The sequence below is a fragment of the Lentzea sp. CA-135723 genome, from assembly GCF_050936595.1.
In the GTDB taxonomy this organism is placed as follows: domain Bacteria; phylum Actinomycetota; class Actinomycetes; order Mycobacteriales; family Pseudonocardiaceae; genus Lentzea.
The window spans coordinates 1,500,148-1,521,626 of the sequence record NZ_JBNJMK010000001.1; the positions used below are offsets into that span (position 1 = coordinate 1,500,148).

20 protein-coding genes are annotated in these 21,479 nt (G+C 69.7%); 12 read left to right on the forward strand and 8 right to left on the reverse strand.

The window, feature by feature from the left end; translation table 11 throughout:
* Positions 1–101 precede the first annotated feature (101 nt).
* Positions 102–599, forward strand: coding sequence for a CHAP domain-containing protein (locus tag ACQEU1_RS06515; RefSeq protein ID WP_433197263.1), 498 nt, complete (start codon positions 102–104; stop codon positions 597–599).
* 234 nt (positions 600–833) lie between these two features.
* On the opposite strand, the gene rraA is transcribed toward ACQEU1_RS06515, so the two are convergent.
* The 6 genes from rraA to ACQEU1_RS06545 are packed head-to-tail and all read right to left on the reverse strand — an operon-like array spanning position 834 to position 5,295.
* Positions 834–1,307, reverse strand: coding sequence for a ribonuclease E activity regulator RraA (gene rraA / locus ACQEU1_RS06520; protein WP_433197265.1), 474 nt, complete (start codon positions 1,305–1,307; stop codon positions 834–836).
* Positions 1,282–1,911 carry a class II aldolase/adducin family protein gene (locus tag ACQEU1_RS06525; protein ID WP_433197267.1) on the reverse strand — a complete coding sequence of 210 codons (630 nt, stop codon included), beginning with the start codon at positions 1,909–1,911 and terminating at the stop codon, positions 1,282–1,284. The genes rraA and ACQEU1_RS06525 overlap by 26 nt, the downstream gene beginning before the upstream one ends.
* Entirely contained in the window at positions 1,908–3,143 is a 1,236-nt protein-coding gene (gene otnK / locus ACQEU1_RS06530) for a 3-oxo-tetronate kinase (protein WP_433197269.1), read from the reverse strand. Before otnK ends, ACQEU1_RS06525 begins: the two co-directional genes overlap by 4 nt.
* Positions 3,140–3,787, reverse strand: a complete 648-nt coding sequence (locus tag ACQEU1_RS06535; RefSeq protein ID WP_433197271.1) for a hypothetical protein — start codon at positions 3,785–3,787, stop codon at positions 3,140–3,142. Before ACQEU1_RS06535 ends, otnK begins: the two co-directional genes overlap by 4 nt.
* 1 nt (position 3,788) lies before the next feature.
* Positions 3,789–4,865 (reverse strand): isocitrate/isopropylmalate dehydrogenase family protein, encoded by a 1,077-nt coding sequence (locus tag ACQEU1_RS06540; protein WP_433197273.1) that lies wholly within the window; start codon positions 4,863–4,865, stop codon positions 3,789–3,791.
* A gap of 19 nt (positions 4,866–4,884) precedes the next feature.
* Positions 4,885–5,295 carry a cupin domain-containing protein gene (locus ACQEU1_RS06545; RefSeq protein WP_433197275.1) on the reverse strand — a complete coding sequence of 137 codons (411 nt, stop codon included), beginning with the start codon at positions 5,293–5,295 and terminating at the stop codon, positions 4,885–4,887.
* Positions 5,296–5,443: 148 nt separating this feature from the next.
* Here ACQEU1_RS06545 and ACQEU1_RS06550 point away from each other — a divergent pair, with 148 nt between their 5' ends.
* The 5 genes from ACQEU1_RS06550 (at position 5,444) to ACQEU1_RS06570 (ending at position 10,710) form a co-directional block, all read left to right on the forward strand.
* On the forward strand, positions 5,444–6,319 hold the full coding sequence (locus ACQEU1_RS06550) for a GntR family transcriptional regulator (RefSeq protein WP_433197277.1): 876 nt from the start codon (positions 5,444–5,446) through the stop codon (positions 6,317–6,319).
* A 205-nt stretch (positions 6,320–6,524) separates the two neighbouring features.
* The gene (locus tag ACQEU1_RS06555; RefSeq protein ID WP_433197279.1) at positions 6,525–7,883 is read left to right on the forward strand and encodes a CitMHS family transporter; all 1,359 of its coding nucleotides are present in this window, start codon (positions 6,525–6,527) and stop codon (positions 7,881–7,883) included.
* 8 nt (positions 7,884–7,891) lie between these two features.
* A complete protein-coding gene (locus tag ACQEU1_RS06560; protein WP_433197281.1) occupies positions 7,892–8,194 on the forward strand; it encodes a putative quinol monooxygenase in 303 nt (100 codons plus the stop codon).
* A 15-nt stretch (positions 8,195–8,209) separates the two neighbouring features.
* Positions 8,210–9,565 (forward strand): aldehyde dehydrogenase family protein, encoded by a 1,356-nt coding sequence (locus ACQEU1_RS06565; protein ID WP_433197283.1) that lies wholly within the window; start codon positions 8,210–8,212, stop codon positions 9,563–9,565.
* Positions 9,562–10,710 carry an MFS transporter gene (locus ACQEU1_RS06570; RefSeq protein ID WP_433197285.1) on the forward strand — a complete coding sequence of 383 codons (1,149 nt, stop codon included), beginning with the start codon at positions 9,562–9,564 and terminating at the stop codon, positions 10,708–10,710. The genes ACQEU1_RS06565 and ACQEU1_RS06570 overlap by 4 nt, the downstream gene beginning before the upstream one ends.
* Before the next feature lie 335 nt (positions 10,711–11,045).
* On the opposite strand, the gene ACQEU1_RS06575 is transcribed toward ACQEU1_RS06570, so the two are convergent.
* Complete coding sequence (locus ACQEU1_RS06575) at positions 11,046–11,354, reverse strand: ArsR/SmtB family transcription factor (RefSeq protein ID WP_433197287.1); 309 nt, start codon at positions 11,352–11,354, stop codon at positions 11,046–11,048.
* Between the two features lie 53 nt (positions 11,355–11,407).
* On the opposite strand from ACQEU1_RS06575, the gene ACQEU1_RS06580 reads away from it, so the two are divergent.
* The 3 genes from ACQEU1_RS06580 to ACQEU1_RS06590 all read left to right on the forward strand — a co-directional run bounded on the left by ACQEU1_RS06580 (position 11,408) and on the right by ACQEU1_RS06590 (position 14,060).
* Positions 11,408–12,394, forward strand: coding sequence for a zinc-binding dehydrogenase (locus ACQEU1_RS06580; RefSeq protein WP_433197289.1), 987 nt, complete (start codon positions 11,408–11,410; stop codon positions 12,392–12,394).
* A gap of 198 nt (positions 12,395–12,592) precedes the next feature.
* Positions 12,593–13,180, forward strand: a complete 588-nt coding sequence (locus ACQEU1_RS06585; protein WP_433197291.1) for a TetR family transcriptional regulator — start codon at positions 12,593–12,595, stop codon at positions 13,178–13,180.
* 61 nt (positions 13,181–13,241) lie between these two features.
* On the forward strand, positions 13,242–14,060 hold the full coding sequence (locus ACQEU1_RS06590; RefSeq protein ID WP_433197293.1) for an SDR family oxidoreductase: 819 nt from the start codon (positions 13,242–13,244) through the stop codon (positions 14,058–14,060).
* A 393-nt stretch (positions 14,061–14,453) separates the two neighbouring features.
* Here the strand turns inward: ACQEU1_RS06590 and ACQEU1_RS06595 are convergent, their stop codons facing one another.
* Complete coding sequence (locus ACQEU1_RS06595; RefSeq protein WP_433197295.1) at positions 14,454–15,281, reverse strand: transposase; 828 nt, start codon at positions 15,279–15,281, stop codon at positions 14,454–14,456.
* Positions 15,282–15,427: 146 nt separating this feature from the next.
* On the opposite strand from ACQEU1_RS06595, the gene ACQEU1_RS06600 reads away from it, so the two are divergent.
* From ACQEU1_RS06600 to ACQEU1_RS06610, 3 genes are all read left to right on the forward strand, one after another.
* On the forward strand, positions 15,428–16,519 hold the full coding sequence (locus ACQEU1_RS06600; RefSeq protein ID WP_433197297.1) for a nucleotide disphospho-sugar-binding domain-containing protein: 1,092 nt from the start codon (positions 15,428–15,430) through the stop codon (positions 16,517–16,519).
* A gap of 729 nt (positions 16,520–17,248) precedes the next feature.
* On the forward strand, positions 17,249–17,575 hold the full coding sequence (locus ACQEU1_RS06605; protein ID WP_433197299.1) for a CU044_2847 family protein: 327 nt from the start codon (positions 17,249–17,251) through the stop codon (positions 17,573–17,575).
* The gene (locus ACQEU1_RS06610) at positions 17,572–21,447 is read left to right on the forward strand and encodes a trypsin-like peptidase domain-containing protein (protein ID WP_433197301.1); all 3,876 of its coding nucleotides are present in this window, start codon (positions 17,572–17,574) and stop codon (positions 21,445–21,447) included. The genes ACQEU1_RS06605 and ACQEU1_RS06610 overlap by 4 nt, the downstream gene beginning before the upstream one ends.
* Positions 21,448–21,479: the final 32 nt, after the last annotated feature.

Here is a 21,479-nt window from a genome sequence, read left to right on the forward strand (position 1 = left end):
TTGCGTGCGGAGCGTGCGGGTCCGTTCCGTACTCTGGTACGCACACCGATCGAGCTGCTCACCTGGATGTGTCCTACTCGGAACCACCAGGGAGAGTGAAGATGACCAGGCACATCGTGTTCGCTGCGGCGCTAGGCGCCGCGGTCGCACTCGGCGTCCCGGCTGCGGCCATCGCGGCCCCCGCTCCGGTGTCGGCAGTCACGCATGTTCAAGCCGACCGCGCGGTGGGCGCGACCACCGACCACAACCTCGGGCTCGACGGCCAGTGCACGTGGGGCGCCTACGAGAAGTTCCACGAGGCGACCCAGCGCTGGCCCCTGTTCAGCGGCAACGCCGCCGACTGGAGTGCATCGGCCCGCAACAACGGCTGGACGGTCGTGCTTGACGCCGAAGTCCGCTCGATCGTGGTGTTCGCGCCCGGCGTGCAGGGCGCCGACCCCACCTACGGGCACGTGGCGTGGGTCGACAACGTTGAGATGCGACCTGACGGCACCAGGTGGATCAGCATCACCGAGATGAACGGCGCCGCCGGCCCAGGGAAGTGGAGCAACCGCACGATCCAGGACGTCGTCGGCATGAGCTACATCCTCGCACCGTGACCAACGACGTCGGGTCTTGAGCAACGTCCCGGCTCGCACCTCGAAGCGCGGCTGCAGCGTCAACGACGCCGCAGCCGCGCTTCACGTTGCTTCGTCGTCAGCGCTCGCAGAAAGTCGGGATCGCTCCATAGGAGGCTTTGCAGGACGCACGGCGCAAGGTCGCGAGCACCGCCGAACCGATCACGAGGGTCGCAACGGTATTGGTGATGGCCCGACACGAACTACTGCTAGGCGTCAGGGCAACAGGACCACGCCGTCCTGGTCCGCGTGCAGCACGTCGCCCGGCCTGAACTCGATTCCGCCGAAGGTCACGGGAACGTCCACCTCTCCCGCGCCGGTCTTCCCGCTCTTGCGCGGGATGGTGCCGAGGGCCTTGACGCCGAGGTCCATGACCACGAGGGCGGTGCTGTCGCGGACCGCGCCGTGCAGCACGAGCCCCGCCCAGCCGTTCTCCACTGCTGCGGCGGCGATCAGGTCGCCGGTGAGCGCGGTGCGCAGGGAACCTCCTCCGTCGACCACGAGCACGTTGCCCTCGCCTGGAGTGCGCAGCAACGAGCGCACGAGGTCGTTGTCCTCGTAGCAGCGCACCGTGCGGACCCGTCCGGCAAACTGGGCGCGGCCTCCGAAGGAGCGGAACTGGAGGTCGCACACGCGCAGCGCGTCGCCGTGCTCGTCGACAAGGTCAGCCGTCGTGACAGGGGTGATCACCGGGTCTCTCCTCCGGTTCGTTCGCTGGAGCCGACGTGGTGCGGTGGCCCTGCAGCAGAAGGTGGATTCGAGCAGTCTCCTCGAGTTCCTCCGCGGCGTCCGCGGCGGTGAGGAGGTCCGGCCCCGCGACGAGCGAACCGTGGTTCGCCAGCAGCAGGGCGTGGTGGTCGCGAGCGGCTTGTTCGGCGATCGGGCCCAGGCTCGCGTCGCCGGGAGCGCGGAACGGCAGCAGGGGCAGCTTCCCCACTCGCATCCTGTAGTACGCGGTGAGTGGAGGGAGCACGTCGGAAGGATCGACGTCGGCGAGACACGAGACCGCGACCGCGTAGGTCGAGTGCAGGTGCACCACCGCGCCGGCCTCGGGCCTGGCCCGGTAGACCGCCGCGTGCAGGAACGCCTCTTTGGTGGGAGGCGGGCCGCTGACGTGCCGGCCTTCGGTGTCGATCACCGAGAGCGCGTCCGCGTGCAGATCGCCCAGGCTCGCGCCGGTGGGCGTCACGACGATTCGCTCACCGTCGCGGAAGCTGAGGTTGCCGGTGCGGCCGTGGGTGAGTCTCCGGTCGAACAAGGACGCGCCGAGGGCGACGAGCTGCGCGGCGGTCACGGTGAGCCGTCCAGGGCAGCGCGCACGAGCAGGTCGGGGCGGCCGAAGTTGCCCGACTTGAGCAGCAGTGCGATGGGGTCGTCTCCAGTGGTCACGCACCACGGCACGCCACGGTCGGCCTCCTTGCCGACCAGAACCTGGTCCACGCCCAGCGCCGTGGTGACCGCGCCTGACGTTTCGCCTCCGGCCACGACCACTCGGCGTGCGCCCAGCTTCACCGCCCGCTCGGCCAGACGCCCGATGACGCGTTCCAGGATCTCCGACGTCCGCGGACCCATCGCGGCGCGAGCCTGCTCGCGCTGCTCCGGGTTGGCCGAGGAGTAGAGCACCACCGGGCCGTCGCCGAAGTGCTCGTCGAGCCAGGCGAACGCCTTGAGCGCGAGCTCTTCCGGGTCGGCCGTGGCGGCCGGGTCGAGGCGGTAGGCGGGGAACCGGGAGATGGCCTGTTCGAGCTGAGCGAGGGTGGCGGTCGAACAACTGCCGGCCAGGACCACAGTGGGACCGGACGGCAGTGGGGTCGTCTCGTCCGGGCGGGAAGTCGTCGTGGTCCTGCCGATCGCGCCGGCGAGTCCGGCACCACCGGTGACCACTGGGAGGTGCGCGGTCGCGCGGGCGACCGTGAGCAGGTCGCCGTCCTCGGTGGCGTCGACCACGACGTGCCGGATCCCGTTGTCCGCCAGCGAGTCCAGGTGGTCGCGCACAGAGCCGCCGCGGATGACGTCCAGCGGTAGCAGGCCGACGGGGTGCGGTGTCTGGCGGCTGAGCACGCGCACCAGGTTGGAGTCGGTCATCGGGGTCAGCGGGTGGTGGCGCATCGGCGATTCCGAGAGCAGGACGCCGTTGACGAACAGGTGCCCGGAGTAGGTCGTGCGGCCGTGTTCCGGGGTGGCGGGGCAGATCAACGTCAACGCGTCGCCAGCGAGTGCGTCGACCACGGGTCCGATGTTGCCCTCGTCGGTGGAGTCGAAGGTGGAGCAGTACTTGACGTAGAAGCGCTCCACACCTTGCGACGCCAGCCACCGCCGGGCCGCGGTGCTCTGCTCCACGGCCTCGTCCACGGGGAGAGCACGAGTCTTGAGCGCCACGACGATCGCGTCGCAGTCGGGCACCACGGTGGCAGACGACGGAACGCCGAACCTCAGCACGGTGCGCAGACCGGCCCTGCGCAGGGCGGCGGCGACGTCGCTGCCGCCGGTGTGGTCGTCGGCGATGCAGCCGAGCACGGGACTCACCGTGCCACCTCGGTCAGCGCGGTGTGGATCGCCTGCGCCGCGAGGTCCGGAGGGCTGAGAACCGGCACGTTGAGCAGCGCACGGACCTGCTCGGTGGCCGGGGCCAGTGAGAACTGGCCGAGCACCACGACGTCGGCGACGTGTGCGCGGGCGGCCCTGGCCAGCAGCTCGGCGGCGTGCTCCACCTCGCCCGCGGCCAAAGCTCCGCGTGCGCCCGCCACCGTGCTGCCGCTCACCGACACGGCAGGTCCGAGGTGCGTCCTCAGCCTGGTGACGGTGTCCTGTGTTCCCGCCTCGATCGGGCCCAGCACGAGCACCTTGGCCGGCTGCAGCCGCGCGACCTCGTCGAACAAGGCGAGGTCGGACGGCAGCACGGGCACCTGGTAGCCCGATTCTTGGGCGACAGGGCCATACATCGAGCAGGTCAGCAGCACGGCGTCCGCACCGTGGCCCACGGCATAGCCGATCAAGGTGCGCATCCGCTGCCGCAGCTCGGGAGTGAGCCCGCCGGCCTGCTCGGCGTCGGTGATCAGGGTGTCGTCGAGCAGGTTCCACAGCCGTGCCCCCGGCATCGCAGCGGCGAACGCCTCAGCGGCGGGTGCCATAGGTGCTGGGGTGGCGTGCACCAGTGCGATCAGAGCCATGTCAGGCGTTCTCGATCGCGGTGACAACGGCCTGGGTGAAGCCGCTGCAGGATGCAGTGCCGCCGAGGTCGCGCGTGCTGGTGCCGCCGACGACCGTGGCGGTCACGCCCGCCTCGACACGGGCCGCGGCGTCGCGCAGGCGCGGGTCGTCGTGCTTGCCCGCCAACCACTCCAGCAGCATGGCTCCCGACTGGATCATGGCGATCGGGTTGGCGACGTCCTGCCCGGCGATGTCGGGCGCGGAGCCGTGCGCGGCCTGCGCCATCGCGTGGATGTCCGAGGAGTTCACCGACGGCGCAATGCCCAGCGACCCGGCGATCTCCCCCGCGAGGTCGGACAGGATGTCGCCGAACATGTTCTCGGTGACGATCACGTCGAACTTGTCGGCCCTGCGGACGAGGTGCACGGTCATGGCGTCGATGTGGAAGTCGTCCACGGTGACCTCGGGGTACTTCGCGGCGACCTCGCGGCAGACGTCGCGGAACAGGCCGGTGGTCAGCCTGAGCACGTTGGCCTTGTGCACGATCGTGACCCGCTTGTCGCGCTGGAGAGCGAGCTCGAACGCGGTGCGCGCGATCCGTTCGGTGGCGGCGCGGGTGATGATGCCCATCGCGACGGCCACGTCCGGCGTGGGCATGTACTCGCCGGTGCCCGCGAAGGTGTTGCGGTCGGCGTAGAAGCCCTCGGTGTTCTCCCGCACGATCACCAGGTCGGTGCCGGGCACGACCGCGTTGCCGCCGGGGAACGCCTTGGCGGGGCGGATGTTCGCGTACAGGCCGAAGTGCTTGCGGATCGTGCCGCTGGGGTTGAGCTGCGAGCGGAACGGCTGCGGGTAGGCCGCGCTGTCGTGCGGGCCGAGCAGCCAACCGTCCACAGTGGCCAGTGCGTCGAGGGTCTCCTGCGGCGTGTGGGCGCCATGGGACTCGATCGCGGCGGCCCCCAACGGGAGTTCGGTCCACTCGAAGGGCTCGACGCCGGCGGCCTGCAGAGCCGCGTCCATGATCGCGACGGTGGCGGGCACGATCTCCGGGCCGATGCCGTCGCCGTGCAGCACACCGAGGCGGTAGGGCTTGGTCATGACGGATCTGCCTTTCATCTCAACGGGAGTGCTCGGCGTCGACACGGGTGGTCAAGCCGGTGGCGACGATCGTGCGAGTGGCCTCGACCGAGGCATAGGTCCACAGGATGCGCATGGGCGCGGTGTCGGAGGCGTTGCGGAAGCGGTGCGGCACACCGGCGTCGACGTACGTGGTGTCGAAGCGGGTGAGGTGGTGTTCCTCACCGTCGACCTCCACGATCGCGTCGCCTTCGATGATCACGACGCTCTCCGGGCAGTTGTGGGTGTGCAGCGAGATACCCGCACCGCCCTCGAACAGCGTCTGCCCGCTGAGGAACACTTCGGCGCCGCGCGCACTCGTCACGAGTGGGATCGTGCTGGCGCCACCACCACGGGAGAACGCGGTCAGCTCGGCGACGCGCAATACCGAGGCGGGGAAGGGCTCGTTCATCGGGGGATCCGATCCGGTGTGCTTGATGGTGACGCCACCGTAACCCGGTCTTGGTATTTTGCCAACAAGTAATACCAACGCTGTGGTCCGCGTCTCCACGCCGGCCCGTAGACTGCGGCGAACGCACAACGCCCGCGAGGATGGACGCATGCCGCCGACTCAGCTCACCCGTCAGGTCGCCGCGCGCATCGTCGACTACATCCGCACCGAACAGGTCGCGACCGGTACGCGCCTGGTCGAACGCACCCTGGCCGACCAGCTGCGCGTCTCCCGGTCGCCAGTGCGCAACGCCCTGCGCCTGCTCGCCGACTCGGGCGCGGTCGCCGAGGCCGAACGCGGCGGCTACACCGTCCTCGACACCGGCGATCTCGACCTGGGTCTCACCGAGGACGCGGAGGACGGCGTCGACGAGGCCGTCTACCTGGCCATCGCCTCGGACCGACTGGACGGCGAACTGCCCGACCGCATCACCGAGAGCGGGCTGATCCGGCAGTACGGACTCACCCCGGCGCAGCTCAACCGCATCCTGCGCCGGGCGTCCTCCGAGGGCTGGATCGAGCGACTTCCCGGCTACGGCTGGGAGTTCAGGCCTACCCTGACCTCCGAGAAGTCCTATGCGGACAGCTACCGCTTCCGCCTCACCATCGAGCCGGCGGCGATCCTGGAGCCGACGTTCGCGCTGGACCGCCCAGCGATGGAGCACGTGCGCGAGCAGCAGCAGCGACTCGCGGACGGCTGGATCCACGAGCTGAACAACATCGAGTTGTTCAACATCAACCACGTCTTCCACGAGACGATCGCCGAGTGCAGCCGCAACGAGTTCTTCATCGAGGCACTGCGCCGAGTCGACCACCTGCGCCGCCTGGTCGAATACCGCCGCTCACTGCCCAGGGACAGCGGCGTCGTGCGCTGCCGCGAGCACGTGGAGATCGCCGACCTGCTCTTGGCCGACCGCCGCCAGGAAGCCGCTGAGCGAATGCGCGAGCACCTCAGCACCGTCACCGCTGAGAAGACTGGCTCCTAGCAGCTAAAACACTCCGTCGGGTGATCGACGATCACCAGGTCCGGAGTTGTTACGACCAAGATTCTTGGTACTTCCTACTTGTAAAATACCGAGACGGCACCTACCGTCGCCTTCACCGTTTCCCGGACCTGACGGCCGGTCGGCGCGGCACGACCCGCACCGATCCCCGGCCGACGCACTCAATCCGCGCGAGTGGAGAGCAAAGATGCTTGCCGTTCTCGGTTTTCTCACACTGGGCACCTTCATGGTGCTCGTGCTGCGCAAGTACGCCACGGCGTTCGTCGCGATCATCGCGGCACCGGTGTTCTTCGCGATCCTCGCCGGACGGGGTGGTGATCTCGGGGACATGGCCGTCAGCGGCATCAAGACCGTGGCGCCGACCGCGATCCTGTTGCTGTTCGCGATCCTCTACTTCGGCGTCATGATGGACGCCAAGCTGTTCGACCCGGTCTCCCGCGCGATCATCCGCGTATCCAAGGGTGATCCCGTGCGGATCTGCGTGGGCACGGCGGTGCTGGCGCTGCTGGTCGCGCTCGACGGCGACGGCACCACGAGTTACATGATCATCTGCTCGGCGTTCTTGCCGATCTACCGCAGGCTCGGCATCAACCCGCTGGTCATCGCCACCATCGCGACCATGGCCCTGGGGGCTGTCTCGGGCTCGACCCCGTGGGGCGGCGCGGCGACGCGGGCCATCAGCGTGTTGCACCTCGACGCCACCTCCTACTTCGTGCCCTTCCTGCCCTCGCTCGCGCTGACCAGCGGTTTCATCATCCTCGTCGCCTACGTCCTGGGCGTGCGCCAGCGTCGGCGGATCGACCCGTTGGTGATCGCCGAAGTGGCCAAGGAGATCGCCGCGAGCCGGACCCAGAGTGGTGGCGGCACGACGACCATCACCGGCGGCTCGGCCAACGCGGGCGACCACGACGACATCGAACCGGTCACCCCGCGGTGGCGGATGTGGTTCAACGCGGGCCTCACCGCGCTGCTGCTGGTCCTGCTCGTGCTGGGCGTCGCCCCGCTGGTCACGCTGTTCATCGCCGGGTTCGTCATCGCCCTGCTGGTCAACCATCCGAAGCTCGCCGACCAGAGCGACGTCATCAAACGGCATGCGGCCAGCGCGGTGCCGGTCGTGGTGCTGGCGCTCGCCGCCGGCATCTTCACCGGCATCCTCAGCGACACCGGCATGGTCGAGGCGATGGCGAAGTCGATGCTCTCGATCGTGCCCGAGGGGATGGGCAACCTGATCCCGGTGTTCACCGCCGTCATCGGGCTGCCGCTGAGCTTCTTCATGTCCAACGACGCCTACTTCTTCGGCGTCCTGCCCGTCCTCGCCGAGTCCGCCTCCCACTTCGGCATCCACGCCGACGAGATCGCCCGCGCCGGTGTCATCGGCCAGATGCTGCACTCCGTCGGCCCGGCTTCCGCACCGCTGTGGGTGCTGCTCGGCCTGGTCAAGCGCGACCTCGGCGACTTCCAGCGGTTCAGCCTGCTTCCGGTCACGCTCGCGTCGCTGGCCTGGATCGTCTTCGCCGTGCTCACCGGTGCCATCGGCATCTTCTGAGGAGAACCATGATCGCGCTCACCGTCTCGCTCAACGTCAAACCCGGGCACCGGGAGGCGTTCCTCGCGGCCATCACCCGCCAGGCCGAGCGGACGTTCACCGACGAACCCGGCTGCGTCGGCTTCGACGTGGCCGTGGACACCACCGACGACCACCGCTTCGTGTTCTACGAGCTCTACACCGACCTGGCCGCGGTCGAGGCCCACCGCACCACTCCGCACTACGCGATCTGGCGGGAGGCTGCGGGGGAACACGTGGTGCCGGGCAGTCAGGTCAACACGGTCACCCACCGCTTGCTGCACCACGTCTGAGCCGGGAGCGCCTCGATGAGCACGATCACCACCGTCAATCCCGCCACCGGGGCGACTCTGGCCGAGTACAAGGCTTTCACGAAGTCCGAAGTGGACGCCGCGATCGCCGCGACCCGGTCCGCGGCAGATGTCTGGGGTGCCACGCCGTTGCTCCGCCGTCTCGCTCATCTGCGAGTGCTGGCCGGAGAGCTGCGGGCGTCCCGCGACGCGCTGGCCGACCTCATCGCCGCGGAGATGGGCAAGCCCGTCGACGAGGCGCTGGGTGAGGTGGAGAAGTCCGCTCTCACCGCCGAGTACTACGCGGCCAACGCCGAACAGATCCTCGCCGACGAACCCGTCGACGTCGGTCCCGACGCGCGAGCCAGGATCAGCTACGAACCGCTCGGCGTGGTCTTCGCCGTGATGCCGTGGAACTTCCCGCTGTGGCAAGTGATGCGCTTCGCCATCCCCACCCTCGCCGCCGGCAACGCGGTGCTGCTCAAGCACTCCCCCAACGTCACCGGCAGCGCCCTCGCGATCCAGGACCTGCTGGCCCGCGCGGGCTTCCCGGCAAACGCCCTGACCACGTTGGTCATCGCCGAACCCGACGTCCCGGTGGTGAGCGAACGGATCATCGCCGACGACCGCGTCGCCGCCGTCACCCTCACCGGCAGCAACCGCGCGGGTGCCGCCGTCGGTGCCGCGGCAGGCCGCGCCGTCAAGAAGACCGTGTTCGAACTCGGCGGCTCCGACCCGTTCATCGTGCTCGACGACGCCGACATGGACGCCGCCGCGGCCGCCGCCGTGCGTGCCCGGTTCACCAACGCGGGTCAGAGTTGCGTGTGCGCTAAGCGGTTCCTCCTGCACGACGCCATCGCTGAAGAGTTCACGGCCAAGTTCGTCGAGGGAGCCCGCACGCTGAGCATCGGCCCGCTGGCCCGCGAAGACCTGCGCGACCAACTGCACGCACAGGTCGAGAAGTCCGTGGGGCAGGGCGCGTCGCTGCTGCTCGGTGGCGCTCCGGTCGACGGCCCCGGCTACTTCTACGCACCCACCGTCCTCGGGAGCACGAGACCAGGCATCGTCGCCTTCGACGAGGAGACCTTCGGGCCCGTCGCCGCCCTCGCCACCGCTCCAGACGACGACGCGCTCGCCAACCTCGCCAACGCGAGCGACTACGGCCTCGCGATGAGCATCTGGACCGCGGACACCGAACGCGCGGAGCGACTGGCGCGCAAGGTGACCACGGGCGCGGTGTTCGTCAACTCGATGGCGGCCTCCGACCCACGCCTTCCCTTCGGTGGCACCAAACGCAGCGGGCACGGTCGCGAACTGGCCGCCGCCGGCATCCGCGAGTTCACCACCGTGCGCACCTACTGGATCGCGGAGTGACCTCTCGGCGGCTACTCCCCCTGCTGCTCGTCCACTGCGTCCTCACCCAGGCCATCACGTTCGTCCTGCGCCCCGCCGTCACCTACCGGGCGATCGAGCTCGACGTACCCGGCGGGTGGCTGGGCGCGCTGGCAGCGTCGTTCGCGGTCGTGCCGCTCCTGCTGGCCGTCCCGTCCGGACAGGCCACCGACCGCTTCGGCGAACAACGGGTGATGACCGCGGGCGCGCTTTTGATGACGGCCTCGGCCGCGATCCTGCTGTTCACCGGGTCATCACCGGCCGGGCTGGCAACCGGGATCGTCGTCCTCGGCACCGGACACCTGCTCTGCGTGGTCGGTCAGCAGGCCGCCGTCGCCAACTCCGCTCCACCGGACCGCTTCGACACGGCGTTCGGCTATTACACGTTCGCCGCGTCCCTTGGGCAGGCCGCTGGACCGGGCCTGATCATGCTGGCCGGAGGTGGTCAGGCCGTCCCGGACACCGGTGTGCTGTTCGCGGCGTCGATCGCCATCGGCCTCGCGCTGACGCTGAGCGCTGTCTTCCTCCGCATACCGGCCCGTCCACACACCGCCCGCGAGCACGAAGCGGGCGGGATGCGGACGCTGGTGCGGCTGCCAGGACTGCCGCAGGCCCTGCTGGTGAGCTGCGTGGTGCTCGTCGCCATCGACATCACGCTGGTCTACCTGCCCGCGCTGGGCACCGACCGCGGCCTCACCGCGGGGTTCGTCGGCCTGCTGCTGACCCTGCGCGCGGTCGCGTCGATGATCTCGCGGTTCTTCCTGGGCAGGCTGGTCGAGCTCCTGGGTCGGCACCGCCTCATGGTCGGCACGACCAGCCTGTCCGCGCTGTCCATGGCCGCGCTCGCCCTGCCGCTGCCGCCCGCCGCGATGACGTGCCTGGTCGTCACGCTCGGCCTCGGCCTCGGCGTCGGCCAGCCGCTCACCATGGCCTGGCTCGCCAACTCCACCCCGCCAGGCCTGCGCGGCCGGGCGATGTCGTTGCGCCTCACCGGTAACCGGCTCGGCCAGGTCGTGCTGCCGAGCGCGGTCGGTGCGCTCGCGGTGAGCACCGGGGCGGCCGGAGTCCTCTGCGCCACGGCCGCCGCCCTCGCCGCCGTCACACCCCTGGCGCGACGGCGGACCTGAGACAGTCAGCGGGCCCCCTGCTGTCAACGCCGCTCGCTCGCCCTTCGCAGCTGAGCGTCACGTGCTTCCTGGTCGGGGTCCGCTTGGATCGAGGGTCCGGGCACAGGACGCGAAGAGCCAGCACCACCTGCGGGTTGAGGCCGTCGGCTCGTCGATCAAGGTGTACGTCGGCGACCCGACCACACCGAAGATCTCCGTCATCGACACGAGCTTCACCAGTGGTGCCAACGGGGTTCGCGCCTTCAACGCCGGTCCCGCGTTCGACGACTTCGCCGTCGCGCACCGCTGGCCAGGAGAACGGGAGGGTTCCTCTTGCCGCCTCGCACCGTGCTCGGCTAGAACACGTCGCGCAGGGTCCCCAGGAGGCGGGCGATGTTCGCCTCGTCGCGGCGGTAGTAGGTCCACTTGCCTCGCCGGGTCGCGACCACCAGTCCCGCCTGCCGCAACATCGCGAGGTACTGCGAGGTGGTCGACTGCCCCAAGCCCGCGCGCTGCTGGATGTCGGTCACGCAGACGCCGATCTCGACGTCGTCGAGCTCCTGGCCGGGGAAGCTCATCGGATCCTTGAGCCACACCAGCATCTCCCGGCGGGTCGGGTTGGACAGGGCCCGGAACACCGCCTGCAACTCCTCCTCCGAGAACACCCGGTGATCCTAACAAATTGACAATTCGCGATATGTAGATACAAGATGGCGGCATGTCGACTTCGATGCGTGCGGTGGAACTCGTCCGGTTCGGCGAGGCGGACAGCGCGTTCGTCACTCGTGATCTGCCCAAACCCGTTCCGGGACCGGGCCAGGTGCTGGTGCGCGTGATGGCCACGTCCGTGAACCCTCTCGATCTGCAGACCCGGCGCGGCGACTACCGCGACCAGGTGGCGCTGCCCGCGGTGATCGGCAACGACGTGTCCGGCGTGGTGGTCGAGACGGGCCCCGGCGCGGGTGACTTCCAGCCGGGCGACGAGGTCTGGTACCTGGCGCCGACGTTCGCCGGGCAGGGCACCTACGCCGAGTTCCACGTGGTCGACCAGGCACTGGTCGCCCGCAAGCCAGAACGGTTGTCGCACACCGAAGCCGCTGGCCTGGCACTGGTGGGCGTGACGGTGTGGGAGGCGTTGGTCGACCGCGCCGGCCTGCGGGCCGGGGAACGGGTCCTGGTGCACGGCGGCGCGGGCGGGGTCGGCTCGGTCGCCATCCAGGTCGCCGCCGCGCTGGGAGCCGAGGTGGTGACCACCGCACGGGCCAGGGACCACGAGTTCGTCACCGGGCTGGGGGCCGACACCGCGATCGACTTCTCGGTCGGCGACTACGTACCGCGGGTCCGCGCGCTGGGCAAGATGGACGTCGTGCTGGACACGCTGGGCGGCGACACGTTGTCCCGCAGCCCGGAGGTCCTCGCCGACCGTGGCCGCGTGGTGTCCATCGTGGACATTCCCCAGCCGCAGAACCTGCTCGCCGCGTGGAATGTGAACGCCACGTACCACTTCCTGTTCGTGCGACCCGGCCGGGAGAAACTCGAAGCCCTCGGCCGGCTGGTCGAGAAGGGCGAGCTCCGGCCGGTGATCGGCGCCGTGCTGCCGCTCGCCGACATAGCGCAGGCGCACACACTGCTCGAAGGCAACACTCCAGGCGAGGCCCGCAAACGCCCACGCGGCAAGATCGCCATCGCCGTATCCCAGGACTGACCACCACACCGGACGTGCGCGAGCACATCGCGCTGTTTCACTGCGAACTCAACCCTGGAATCGGCGGCAAGACCTGGGCCTCGGCGACCGCAGTCCGTCGCGCCCCTGCGGACCGCACTTGACCAAGCTGTCGCGTCTCCGAATTTGAACTCCATCCAAACTTGCACTCGATCCAATTTTAGGTCTACGTTCGGAGTCGTGACACCACGCGGCAACGGCGGTCTGCGCGAGCGCAAGAAGCTCCAGACCTGGCGCACCATCCGGACGGCGGCGTTCGAGCTGATCGGCGAGCGCGGGTTCGAGGCGGTCAGCGTCGAGGAGATCGCCGCGGCCGCGAACGTCTCGCGCAGCACGTTGTTCAACTACTTCCCGACCAAGGAAGCGATCGTCCTGGACCCGGATCCCGAGGAGCCCGAGGTGTGGCGGGCGCTGCTGCGCGCCCGGCCCGGCGGCGAGCCGCTGTGGGCCTCCCTGCGGGAGGTCCAGCTCGGTTACCTCGGGTCCATGGCCGATCGGCTCGTGATCCAGAAGCGGTTGAAGGCGGCCTCGCCGAAGCTGGCCGAGTCCACCAGGGAGATGGGCGCGCAGTTCCACGCGGACGTCCGCGAGTGGGCCCACGGCCACGCGCCGGGTGACCCGGTGGCGACGACGCTGATGGTCAACACCGCCTTCTCCGCCCTGAGCACCGCTTATGCCCTGTGGTCGCCGGAGGACGGGTTCGAACGCCTGCGCGCCGTCGCCCAGGAGTGCTTCGACCGCGTCGGCAAGGGCTTCGACGCCGGCTAGTCCCACAACCGAAATCCCCCTCAGCGCCGCGTCCGCCGCGGCGCGGTAAGGACGTGCCCTCATGAGCAAGACCTGGTTCATCACCGGCGCATCCCGCGGCTTCGGCCACAGCTGGACGAAGGCCGCACTGAGCCGCGGGGACAAGGTCGCGGCCACCGCCCGCGACATCAGCACCCTCAAGGACCTGGCCGAGGAGTTCGGCGACGCGCTGCTGCCGATCACGCTGGACGTGACCGACCGCGACGCCGCCATCGCCGCGGTTCAGCAGGCGCACCAGCACTTCGGCTCTCTCGACGTCGTCGTCAACAACGCCGGCTACGGCCATTTCGGGTTCATCGAAGAACTCTCCGAGGCCGAGGCACGCGCCCAGATCGAGACCAACGTCTTCGGCGCGCTCTGGGTCACGCAGGCCGCGGTGCCGTTGCTGCGGGAACAGGGATCCGGGCACATCATCCAGATCTCCAGCATCGGCGGCGTCGGCGCGTTCCCCGGCCTCGGCATCTACCACGCCTCGAAGTGGGCGTTGGAAGGCTTCTCCGAGGCGCTGTCGAACGAGGTGTCGTCGTTCGGCGTGAAGGTCACCATCGTCGAGCCAGGCGGGTTCGCCACCGACTGGGCGACCGACTCCGCCGTGCACTCCGAGCCGAACCCCGCATACCAGCCGATCCGCGACGCCAGGGCGGCCCAGCGCGGCGCAGCCCACCGGCCAGGCCCCGACGCCACGGTCCAGGCGATTCTCGCCGTGGTCGACGCGGAGAACCCGCCACTGCGGTTGTTGTTGTCGGGTCAGGCTTTCGAGGTCGCCCGCCACCTCTACAACCAGCGTTTGGCCACGTGGGCGAAGTGGGAAGAGACGTCCCGCTCCACCGACCAGAGCTGAGACAGCTTCCGCTCGGGGTGCGGCGAGCACCCCGAGCGTGTGAGCTCGCGTTCGTTCACCAGATCACTGAAATCTACGACTTCGAAACCGCGCCATCGGCGGCAATGAGAGGCGGGCCAGATCGACTTCGGGCAGTTGCAGCAACGGCGAGGACGCTTCCAGGAGCACCGCACCACCCGGCGCGACGACCCGTTCACGGACACTGTTTTTCCGCGCGGCTTCCCGAGCCTTGACGTAGTCGTTCCCGCGCTGGATCTCTGCAGCCTTCTCGCGGTGAACCACAGCACGGCGTGGAGGGTGACCAGACGCGGCTGACCTCGAATCGTGGCGATGCCCAGGGCACTCCGGTCCACCTCGGCGAGGCCCGACTTCTGCGAGTGGCTCCACGACCGCTCATCGCCCGCAGACGGTCGGCACCCCACCACACAGGACCCGGAAATGACGAGTACCACCAGCAACAGCCTCAAACCAGTCGCGCTGCCCGAGGACTTCCTCCGGAATCCGCACGAGGTGTACCGCGCGCTCGGCGACTCGACGGTGCACCACGTAGTCCTGCCGACGGGCATCGAGGCCTGGCTGGTGACCGGCCACGCCGAGGCCCAGACGGCGCTCGGCGATCCGCCGCTGGTCAAGGACATCCAGCTCGGTGCGACGGTGCTCGCCAAGCACCAGGTCGGCGCGGGCCGCAGTGCCGAGCTCACGGCGTTCAACCCCGACTTGTCGGCGCACCTGTTGAACATGGACCCGCCTGATCACACCCGGCTTCGCAAGCTCGTCAACCGGGCCTTCACCAGCCGTGCGGTCACCGGGATGCGGCCTCGCGTCCAGCACATCACCGACATCCTGCTCGACGGCCTCGCCGCCAACGAGGCTGGCGCCACCGAGGTCGATCTCATCTCCGGGTTCGCCATAGTCGGCGCCGTCGGCTGCCACGGGCGGGAAGTCGACCGGCAACGCCCGCCACTCGATGCCATAGCGGGTCAGACAGCCGATCGCGTCCACCATCGCACGCAGGTCGTGCTTCGTTGGCGCTCCGGCAGGGCTCTTGCGCAACTCGGCCATGACCGCCAGCGCTTGCGGCTCCAGCACCTGCCACTGCTCATCGGTCAGATCAGACGGATACCGACGTGTCCGGTCACGACATGCGCGACCAGACACGCCACAGCTCGCCTTCGCGGCCTCGACACGGTAGACAGACGTCCTGGGGCTTTTGGTGATCACGTTGGTGGTACGTCTCGATTACCAGAAGCCCGACCTTCATGCCTTCACGCTCACGACCGACCCGCACCATTCGCCAGCAGACTCCTGGGGAGGAAGTCGTGCGAGTTCTTTTCTCGTCATCGCCGGGGCTTGGCCACCTGTTTCCGATGATCCCGCTCGCCTGGGCGCTGCGGGCCGGGGGTCACGAGGTGCTGGTCGCCAGCACCGGTGACGTCGTCGAGCGCGCCGCGCAAGCTGGGCTGCCCGCGGTGAAGGCCGCGCCGGGGCTGGACACGATGACGTTCTTCGGGACTGCAGTGCGGGAGAACGAGCGGTTCGGGGACTTCGCCGCGATCCACGAGCTGTTCGTGGAGGACCCGCGGCGGGCGACGGAGCTCGTCGCGCGGGTGTTCGCCGCGCTCGGCGACCGGCTCACCGAGGGAATGCTCGCCGCCGCCCAGGGCTGGCGGCCGGACCTGGTGGTCTTCGAGCAGATGGACTCCGCGGGCCCGTTCATCGCCGCGAAGCTCGGAATTCCCGCCGTGCAGCACAACTTCGGCGCGGCGCGCGGAACCGACGAGCTCGCGCTGTACGCCAAGTACACCGACGCCTACGACCGGCATGGCGTGACGCGGCCGACCCAGGCCGACGCGATCATCGACATCGCCACCGAGGGGCTCGGCACCCCGCAGATCGGGTGGCCGATGCGCTACGTCGCGTACAACGCGGGCGGGGTGCTGCCGGGGTGGCTGCTCGCCGAGCGGGAACGGCCGAGGGTGTGCGTCACCCTCGGCACCGCGGTCGGCCTGATGTCCGTCGGCGCGCTGGGCCAGATCGTCGAGGCGGCCAAGGAGATCGACGCGGAATTCATCTTCGCGCTCGGCGACTCCGACGTCGCGGAACTGGGCGAACTGCCGGAGAACGTGCGCCTCGTCGAGTGGATCCCGTTGAACGCCCTGTTGGAGCACTGCGACGCGATCGTGCACCACGGCGGCTCCGGCAGCACCTTCACCTCGCTGGCCGCCGGAGTGCCGCAGTTGCTGCTTCCGCACGCCGCCGACCAGTTCGACAACGCGGCACTCGTCCGCGACGCTGGTATCGGCCTGTGGCTCGAAGACGCCACCGTGGACGCTTCGCATCTCACGAAGCTGCTGGAGGACAAGGAGATCAGGGCGGCGTGCGAGCGACTCCGTGCGGAGAACGCCGCTCGCCCCCTGCCATCGGAGCTGGTGTCGAAGCTCGTCGCGCTGGTGAGCTGATCCGGCTTGGTGATCCGGGGTGAACACCGAGGGGCGGCGACGGGGGTCTGAGCGGGGGCGGTGGACATTGCCCCGACACGGCACGGACCGAGGAGGACTCAACCGAACGCGGCAGCGTTCCGGTCACCGCGACCGTGCGCAGCCACGGCCGGTCGCCGCGCCGGTAGATCTCGTTGTGCTTGCGGGCGTGCAGACGGTCGGGCTCGAAGTCCAACCGCCGCCGAGGCATCCGCCCGTCGGCGTCCGGCGCCTGCGCTGGCGAGGTGACCTGGGGGAACACCGGGACCGCCTGCGGCGACACGTGCGGCTGACCGCGCTCGTCCCACGCCGAAGCGCTGATTCGGATAGCGCAGCTCGGTCGGCAGCTTGTCCGCGGGCAGTACCATCGGCCGGTCCTCGCCCTTGAGCAGGTTCGCGCCCCTGGCCAGCTCGGAGCTATCCACAGCCATAGTTCTCCTTCTGTGGTCTTCTGCGCCTTCACCGAGCTGGTCCGCGCATGTGCTCGGTCCGGCGCATCTGTCGTCCTGCACGATGAGCAGGATGCCGAGGGCGACCCGGTAGTAGCCGAAGCCCATGAAGGTGTGGGTGGTGATGAACCTTGTGGGGCCAGGCGATCATCGTGCGCTTGGGCGTCCACGCGGGCTGACATCGCCCGAACGCCCCCGGCGAGCCCTTCGTCTGAGCTAGCGTCGATCTGACCCAAACGACGAACCTCAGGGGGTCGAGGTCATGGCGCAACTGGTCAGCGTTCCGCTGGAGAACGGCGGCGCGCTGCTGATCGAAGCGGCGGGCGGGCTGGGGTCGGTCCCGGTCAGCGGTGCTGGGAAGGTCGTCGTGCAGGCGTCCGACACCGTGCGGAAGGCCATGGGCGGTATTCGTGCCGCCGCCGACGAGGTGCTGACCGAGCTGCGCTCTACCGAGGAGCCGCCGTCGAAGGTGGCGGTGCGGTTCGGCGTCAAGGTCACCGCCGATGCCGAGTTCGTGGTCGCGGCGTCGGCGGCCGAGGCGAACTTCTCCGTCACCATCGAGTGGAACGACGCCGGCCAGGCCCTATGAGTGGCCTCGGCGCTGACCCGCTCGATCCCGCCGTCATCCGGCTGCGCGCGGGGACCCGGATCGTGGGGGCGGGTTTCCTGGTCGCGCCGGACATCGCCGCCACCTGCGCGCACGTGCTCGGTGACGAGGCCGTGGTCGCGGACTTCCCGTTGCTGCGCAGTCGCGACCACGCCGTGGAGGTGCTGGAGCGGGACGACGAGGCGGACGTCGCGATCCTGCGGCTGGCCGATCCGCCCGCGGGTGCGTTGCCGGTCGCTGCCCGGATCACCGGCGACGTCCGCGACCACCGGTTCCGCACGTTCGGCTTCCCGCACGACCTGCCGGACGGCATCTGGGTGACCGGCCGGCTGGTCGGCGCTCAGGGTGCCGGGCGGATCCAGATGGCGCAGGATCCCGACCACTGGCGGATCGAACCCGGCTTCAGCGGCGCGCCGGTGTGGGACGAGGAACTCGCCGGCGTCGTCGGCATGGTCGTCACCTACACGGCGCGCAACAACACCACTGCGCACCTGGTTCCCACGACCGCTCTCGGGCACGTGTGGACGACGCCCGCCCAGAACCCGTACCGGGGCCTGCGTCCGTTCGAAGAGGAGCACGCGTCGCTCTTCCACGGGCGTGACGAGGACGCCGATCGGCTCGCGGAGCTGCTGGCACGCCAGGACGTCGTGGCGATCGCCGGGCCGTCCGGCAGCGGCAAGTCGTCCCTCGTGCGCGCGGGCCTGCTCCCCCGGCTTCGCGCGGCCGGCGCGAAGATCGTCGAGCTCGGCGCGGACGACGAGGTCCCCGGCGATCCGGAGCCCGGCACCGTGCTGGTGCTGGACCAGTTCGAAGAGGTCGTGGTGGCGAACCCGGCCGCTGCCAAGGAGAAGCTCGCGGCGATCACCCGGCTGGTCGCTGCCCGGGCTCAGCGACCCGGTGCGGTGCGGGCCGTGCTGACGCTCCGCTCGCGGTCGCTGGACGATCTGATCACCAGGGAGACCGTCGCCGAGCTCAACCGCGCGGTGTGGTTCCTCGAACCCATGTCGCGCGGGCAGCTGGCCGCGGCCATCGAGAGGCCCGCGGCGGCGGTGGGCGGTCTGGCGTTCGAATCCGGCCTGGTGCAACGGATCCTCGACGACACCCGGGACGAGCCTGGCACGTTGCCGCTCGTCTCGCTGGTGCTGGACCAGCTGTGGCGGCACCGGTACGGCGGCTGGCTGGCCCACCAGGCCTACGAGGAGCTGGGCCGCGTGCAGGGAGCTTTGAGCAACGCGGCGGACGACGTGCTGGCGTCCCTGACACCCGCCGGCCGCACCGCGGCCCGCACGCTCCTGACCGGGCTGACCCAGGGCGGGTACGCGCGGCGGAGCGCGCTGCTGCCCGATCTCGACCCGGAGATCCGGGACATCGCCCACGACCTCGCGGGCAAGCGGCTGGTCGTGATCCACGAGCAGACCGTCAACCTCATCCACCAGGCGTTGATCGACCACTGGCCGACGCTGCGGGACTGGCTCGCCGAGGACGCGGAGTTCTTGACCTGGCTCGCGAAGCTCCACGACCTGCACGGCTCCGGCGGTCAGCTCGTCGGCGCGCCACTGGTCGAGGCGTCCGACTGGCTGCGCGGGCGGGAGGACGCCATTCCCGCGCCGCAGCGCGCGTTCATCCGCCAGAGCCAGACCTCCCAGCGCCGGACCCAACGCCGCTGGCGCGTCATCACGGCCGTGTCCGTCACGTTCGGGTTGCTCGCGTCGCTGCTCGCCGGGGTGGTGGTGCGCAACCTCGCCGAGCTCGACGACCAGCTCCGCTCCAACAACGCCCTGTCGCTCGCCCAGGCCGCGAACCGCGACACCGAGCAACGGCCGGTGGAGGCGTTGCAGCAGGCGCTGGCCGCCTACCGCGAGAAACCCGGCAGCGCCGACGCCTACGGAGCGCTGTTCCAGCAACGGATCTACTGGCGCGGCGTCGACCGCGTGCTGACCGACGAGCTCTTCACCGACGTCATGGCACTGAGCGCCAGCGCCGACGGGCGGGTGGTCGTGCTGCGCAGGAACGACACCCTGACGGTCTGGTGGGACCTGCTCGGACCGGACGCGAGGCATCGCGACCTGCCGCGCCTGCCGGGCGCGTCCTCGTTCACCCTGAGCCCGGACGGTCGCCGGCTCGTCGAGGCGGGCACCGGCAGACCGTCCCTGCGGGTGTGGGACCTGACCCGCCAGAGCGATCCGGTCGTGCTGGAGGCCACCGCCCCGCTCCGGCCCGCCACGTTCAGCGCCAACAGCCGGTACCTGGCGGCGGAGGAGTTCGTCGTGCTGAGGGGCTCCTCGTCATCCCGTGTCCGCGTGTGGGACCTGGACACAGCGCGGGAACTTCCCAGCGACCTGGTCTACGGACCACAGGAGCCAGGTCTGGTCGAGGCGTACCCGACGTCCGACGGTTCGGCGGTGGTGGCCGTCGAGGATTCCGACTCGACCCCGGCGGAAGCGATGCTCCGCGATCGCGCGACCGGCGCGGGCACCCTCGTGTTCCGGGCCTCCGGCACCACTCCCCTGCGGCTCGTCGGCAACGGCACAGGCATCATCACGTGCGCCGACAGCACGACGAAGCTGATCGCCGCGCTTCCAGGCGCTCCGGCGCGCGAGTTCCCCGAACCCCAATGCCCGGTCAGGTTCAGCAACGACGCCACCGGCCGCTACCTGATCAGCGGCTACCCCACGGAGAACTCCGAACCGCCCGCACTCCTCGACCTGAAGACCTTGGAGAGGAAGAACCTCTCCCTGGCGTGGACGGTCGCCGACAACGACTCGGTCATCACCCCCGCGGAGGGCGGCCTGCGGACGATCACCCTGCGAAGCCGCGCTCTGGAGGTGAGGTCCGTCGCCACGAGGGACTACGTGCCGAGGCCGAAGCTCTCGACCAACTGGCAGGACCACACCCCGGACAACAAGCGGTTCGTGGCATACCTGGACGACCCCGGCTACAAAGAACACTCCATCGTCCTCGTGGACGAGAACGGCACCTTCCTTCACAGCCGCCCCGTGCCGGTCGTGCCCGACGCGGTCGCCTTCGACGTCACCGGAGAGCGCGTGCTCGTGGTGAACGGGCCGACGCTCCAGATCTACCGCACGGACGGGATGGTGCTGGAACGGGAAGCAGCCCTCCCCACGCCACCCGGTCGGAGCGGCCAGAAGCTGTACGAGACCAGCCACTCCTCGGTCAGCCCCGGCCCGGACGGGCAGACCTACGTCGCGCACCTGGGCATCGTGTCCACTTGGGACCTTCACACCGGCACGCAGACGCGACCTCCCCTGACCGCGGTGGACAACACCGCCGAGGACTGGCAGGCGTTGCGCGGAGGACCAGCCGTGATGCCGCGGCCACGACACCGCGAGCACCTGCTCGTCGGCATCGGGACCGACCTCGCCGTGTGGAACTCCTCGACCCTCGCCGAGCTGCACCGCTTCGACGTGGGCTACGCCGAGGTGGCGCAGACCTCCGCGGACGGGTCGATCGCCGCGGCGTCGGGCGCCGACCGGCTGACGCTGGTCGACCTGACCACGATGCGGGCACTCCCACCGCTGAACGCCCCAGGTCAGACGATCATCAACAGCTACGGCGACTACCTGTTCACCAAGACCTTCAACGACCTGGTGGTCTGGAACTGGAAGCAACGCCGCCAGCTGGTCGCCGTGAAGTTCCCCAGTTCCGAGCTCGTCCAAGCCGTCGAGGGCGACAGGTTCCTGGTCAACAACCAGCCGTGGCGGCGCGAGTCCATCACGCTCGACGCCGCGCAGTGGTTCCGCGAACTCTGCGGCCTCGCGAACCGCGAGTTCACCCAGGCGGAGAAGGACGCCCTGCCTCAGGGCGTCAGCACCGAACGCCCCTGCACCGGCTGACCTGGCGACTGGGCGCACGGATGCGGTGAGCG